Here is a 4709-nt window from a genome sequence, read left to right on the forward strand (position 1 = left end):
CGCCGCGCCGCCGCCCGGCGCCACCCACGTGCCGCTGCCGCGCCGGCGGGTCAGCCGGCCTTCCTGGCGGAGTTGGTCGTAGGCCGCGATCACGGTGGTGCGGCCGACCGCGAGGCCCGACGCCAGCACGCGGTCCGGCGGCAGCACCGTCCCCGCCGGCAACAGCCCTTCGTCGATCAGCTCGCGCAGGCGCGCGGCCAGCAGCAGGTACAGCGAGCCCCGACCGGACGACCAGCGCCCGAGCCACCCGCGCAGGTCGTCCACCGCGATTGGTTCCACAAGCAGACCAATCTAGTCGGATTGGACCTTCCCGGTCACCGCCGCCCGCCGGAGGATCGGGGACATGCGAGTCGACACCCGAGTTGTGCACACCGACGTACCCGCCCTGACCAGCAAGCCCCTGGCCGTGCCGCTGTACCAGACGTCCGGCTTCTCCTTCGACGACCTCGACGCGTTCGCGGACGGGATGACCCGGCCGGACGGGGCGTTCGTCTACAGCCGGCTCGCCAACCCCACCGTGCGCGCGCTGGAGGACGCGGTGGCGGCGCTCGAAGGCGGCACGGCGGCGTTGGCGACCGCGTCCGGGATGGGCGCGATCAGCGCGGTGCTCATGGCGAATCTCAAGGCCGGCGACCACGTGATCGCGCAGCGCGCGCTGTACGGCGGCACGTTGGCCTTCCTGCGCGACCTGGCGGAACGGTGGGGCGTCACCGTCACCTACGTCGGCGGGCACGACGCGGACGAGGTCCGCGCCGCCCTGCGCCCCGAGACGAAGGTGCTCTACCTGGAGACCATCGCCAACCCGACCGGCCACGTGAGCGACCTGCCCGCGCTGGCCGCCGCGGCCGGCGACGTCCTGGTCGTCGTGGACAACACGTTCGCGTCGCCGCTGCTGTGCCGCCCGATCGAGCACGGCGCGGACGTGGTCGTGCACTCGACCACCAAGTACCTCGGCGGCCACAGCGACGTGACCGGCGGCGTGGCGGTCTTCGCCGACACCGCCCGGCACCACCGGACCTGGCACTACGCCGTCGAACTCGGCGTCACGCCCGACCCGTTCGCGGCCTGGCTGACGATCCGCGGCCTGCGGACCCTGGCGCTGCGCGTGCGGAAGCACGAGGAGAACGCCGCGGTGCTGGCCCGTCGCCTGGCCGACCACCCCGCCGTGCGCAAGGTGCACTGGACCGGTCTGGAGACCCACCCCAGCCACGCCGTCGCGGCCGGGTTCCTCACCGGGTTCGGCAGCGCGTTCTCGTTCGACCTGGCCGACGCGGCCGCCGGGCGCGCGTTCGTGACCAGCCTCGGGCTGATCAGCCTGGCGCCGTCGCTCGGCGGCGTGGAGACGTTGGTGCTGCACCCGGCGAGCACGTCGCACCGCCAGCTGACCGAGGAGCAGCTGGCCGCGTCCGGCATCACCGGCGGCACGATCCGCTTGTCGGTGGGCATCGAGGACGTGGAAGACCTCTGGGACGACCTGGCGCGGGCGTTGCCTGTGGTGTGAACGGCCCACAGCACGGGGCCGGTTGGCGGGTTAGCGTGCCGCGCAGCCGGGGGGAAGAGCCTTTCCGGCACGCTCACACGAGGAGAACCGAGATCGTGAAGCACGTCCAGCGCTCCCTCCTGGCAGCCGTCGTGGGGTCGGCTGCCCTGGTGTCCACGGCCTGCGGCCCGAAGGACACCGGAGCCGCGGACGCGGCCGGGGCCGCCAAGACGACCACCGCCGTGGCGACCCCGGCCGAGCCGACGACCGCAGACGGCCACACCAGCCCCGGCATGCGGCTGAAGATCGGTGAGCGCGCGGTGGTCCCGGCCAACTACAACGAGCAGCGGTTCGGCACCGTCGCCATCACGGTCACCGCGATCGAGCCGGGCGACGCCTCCGACCTCGAGCGGTTCCCGGCGGAGCAGGTCACCGGCGTCACCCCGGTCCGCATCCGGTTCACGGTGGAGTTCGTGAAGGGCGACGACCTCAGCGGCCTGCCGATGACGCTCGTCGGGCGGCAGGCGGACGGCTCGCGCACCGGGATCGGGCTCGCGGGCGAGTCCACCGCGTGCGACTCGAAGAACGCCGGTGACGACTTCACGACGCCCGGCGCGAAGTTCGAGTCGTGCTCGCTGGCCGGGTCGAAGGACGGCTTGAAGGTGGAGACGGCCGCGTTCAACGACGGCGGCGACTACCGCAAGAACCCGATCCTCTGGGGGAACTGAGCTCCCGCGCGCCACGGGGCCGACGGCCACCCTGTCACCGGATTTGTCCGGTCAGGGTGGTCGTCGGGTCTGGACGGCCGGGGCCGTCGTGCGCCAGAGTCGGGACGGTGATCGGGCATCCGGATCACCTGACAACGTTGTCACCCAGAGAGGGTCCCCGCCGATGCCGCTCCGCCGAGGCAACTCACTCCTGCTGGCCGCCGCACTGGCGCTCATAGGAGCGCCGCTCGCCGTGGCGCCGGCCGCCGCCCAGCCCGACGACGTGGACCCGACGACCCTGGTGAACCCGTTCGTCGGCACCCAGAACTTCGGCAACACGTTCCCCGGCGCGAGCATGCCGTTCGGGATGGTGCAGGTCAGCCCGGACACCGGCGGCCAGGGCGGCTACGACTACCAGCAGCAGGAGATCCACGGCTTCAGCCAGACGCACCTGTCCGGCGTCGGCTGCGGCGTGGCGGGCGAACTGCCGGTCATGCCGACGACCGGCCCGGTGGACAACGTTGACATCGCCGGGTACCGGTCGAAGTACTCGCACGCCGACGAGGAGGCGCGGCCCGGCTACTACCGCGTCGGCCTGTCCCGGTACGGGATCAACGCCGAGCTGACCGCCACACCGCGCACCGGCTGGCAGCGCCACGCGTTCCCCGCCGGGGCGCAGGCGAACGTCCTGTTCAACACCGGCAAGGCGAACCAGCAGGTGCTCGACTCCGAGGTGCACGTCATCGGCGACCGGACCGTCGAGGGACGGATCAAGGCCGGGCGGTTCTGCGCGGGCCGCGACGAGCACACCGTCTACTTCACGGCCACCTTCGACCGGCCGTTCGCGAGCTTCGGCACGTGGCGCGGCACGACCCGCGCGCCGGGCGTGCCGGACGCGGCGGGCCAGGGCGGCAACGGCGCGTGGGTGACCTTCGACGCGACCTCCGACCGCGACGTCGTGCTCAAGGTCGGCATCTCGTACACCGGCATCGACGGCGCCCGCAAGAACCTCTCCGCCGAGACCGGCGACTCCTACGACTTCGACGCCACGAAGGCCGCCGCGCACCGGGCGTGGGTGGACCGGCTGAACTCGATCCGGATCGACGGCGGCGCGCCGGAGCGGCGGGTCGCGTTCTACACCGCGCTCTACCACTCGTTGCTGCACCCCAACCTCGCCGGCGACGTGGACGGCCGGTACCTGGGCTTCGACGGCGAGCCGCACACCGCCGAGGGCTTCACGCCCTACCAGAACCTGTCGCTGTGGGACACCTACCGGCCGCAGAACCAACTGCTGGAACTGCTCGAACCCGAGGTGGCGCGGGACGTCGCGCTGTCCGTCGTCGCGAGCGGGCGGGACGGCGGGTGGCTGCCGCGCTGGGCGCTCGCCAACAGCGAGACCAACATCATGACCGGCGACCCGGTGACGCCGTTCCTGGTCGAGGCGTGGTCGAAGGGCCTGCTCGCCGGGCACGAGGAGGAGGCGTACGAGCTGCTCAAGCGCAACGCCACCACCGTCCCGCCCGCCGACTCGCCGTACAACGGCCGGTCCGGCGTCGAGTTCTACCGCGACCGCGGCTACATCCCGTCCGGGCTGGAGCTGGGCGTCGACTGCGCGCACAAGGGCGGCGACAACGACTGCGTGCACCCGGCGTCGGCGACGCTGGAGTACGCGGCGGCGGACGCGTCCCTCGCCGTCATGGCGGAAGGGCTCGGCAAGCGCGACGACGCGCGGATGTTCGCCGACCGCGGCCAGTGGTACCGCAACCTGTGGGACGCCGAGATCGGACACTTCCGCCCCCGCACCGCCGAGGGCACCTGGGTGACGCCGTACAACCCGGTCGACGCGGGCCACCAGTTCCACGAGGGCGGCGCGTTCCAGTACCAGTGGCTGGTACCGCAGGACCCGAACGGGCTCGTCGACCTGATGGGCGGGCGCGAGGCCGCGGAACGGCGGCTCGACGCGTTCTTCGCCTACGACGAGCTGCTCGCCGACCCGGCCGGGACCGTGCGCGAGGACTGGATCACCCAGCCGTACGACTACTACGGCAAGCCCACGTACAACCCCAACAACGAACCCGACCTGCTCGCGCCGTACTTCTACCTGTCGACGCGCACCCCGGCGAAGACGGCGACCGTGGTGCGGGCGGCGATGACGCTGTTCACCACCGGCCCGGACGGCATGACCGGCAACGACGACCTGGGCACCATGTCGGCCTGGTACGTGTTCTCGTCGCTGGGCCTGTACCCGACGATGAGCGGCGGCGACTTCCTCGCCCTGTCCAGCCCCCAGTTCCCGGGCGCGACCGTCCGAACCGGACAGAACACGCTGACCATCACCGCGCCGGGCGCGAGCGACGCCAACCGGTACGTGCAGGAGGTGTCGTTCGACGGCCGTGACCTCCGCAAGACGTGGCTCGACTGGGACACCGTCGCCGGCGGCGGCACGGTGGCGCACCGGCTCGGCGCCACGCCGTCGTCCTGGGGCACCGATCCCGGCTCCGAGCCGCCGTCGGTCAGCCGCG

The 4709-nt window shown here is 72.4% G+C and carries 4 protein-coding genes; 3 read left to right on the top strand and 1 reads right to left on the bottom strand.

Annotation, left to right across the window (positions count from 1 at the left end; translation table 11 throughout):
* The coding region (locus ACFQ3T_RS34445; RefSeq protein WP_380729969.1) for a GntR family transcriptional regulator at positions 1 to 279 on the bottom strand (279 nt) is incomplete at its 3' end.
* Positions 280 to 343: 64 nt separating this feature from the next.
* On the opposite strand from ACFQ3T_RS34445, the gene ACFQ3T_RS34450 reads away from it, so the two are divergent.
* The 3 genes from ACFQ3T_RS34450 to ACFQ3T_RS34460 all read left to right on the top strand — a co-directional run.
* Complete coding sequence (locus tag ACFQ3T_RS34450) at positions 344 to 1501, top strand: trans-sulfuration enzyme family protein (protein WP_380729971.1); 1158 nt, start codon at positions 344 to 346, stop codon at positions 1499 to 1501.
* A 95-nt stretch (positions 1502 to 1596) separates the two neighbouring features.
* Positions 1597 to 2208 carry a hypothetical protein gene (locus tag ACFQ3T_RS34455; protein WP_380729972.1) on the top strand — a complete coding sequence of 204 codons (612 nt, stop codon included), beginning with the start codon at positions 1597 to 1599 and terminating at the stop codon, positions 2206 to 2208.
* 163 nt (positions 2209 to 2371) lie between these two features.
* On the top strand, positions 2372 to 4709 hold a 2338-nt coding region (locus ACFQ3T_RS34460; RefSeq protein ID WP_380729974.1), incomplete at its 3' end, for a GH92 family glycosyl hydrolase.

Origin of the sequence: Saccharothrix hoggarensis (assembly GCF_042678885.1) — a bacterium.
GTDB lineage: Bacteria > Actinomycetota > Actinomycetes > Mycobacteriales > Pseudonocardiaceae > Actinosynnema > Actinosynnema hoggarensis.

Bases quoted from the DNA above. Each gene is read 5' to 3' on its own strand.
- ACFQ3T_RS34450 (WP_380729971.1), top strand. From the start codon at position 344: ATGCGAGTCGACACCCGAGTTGTGCACACCGACGTACCCGCCCTGACC.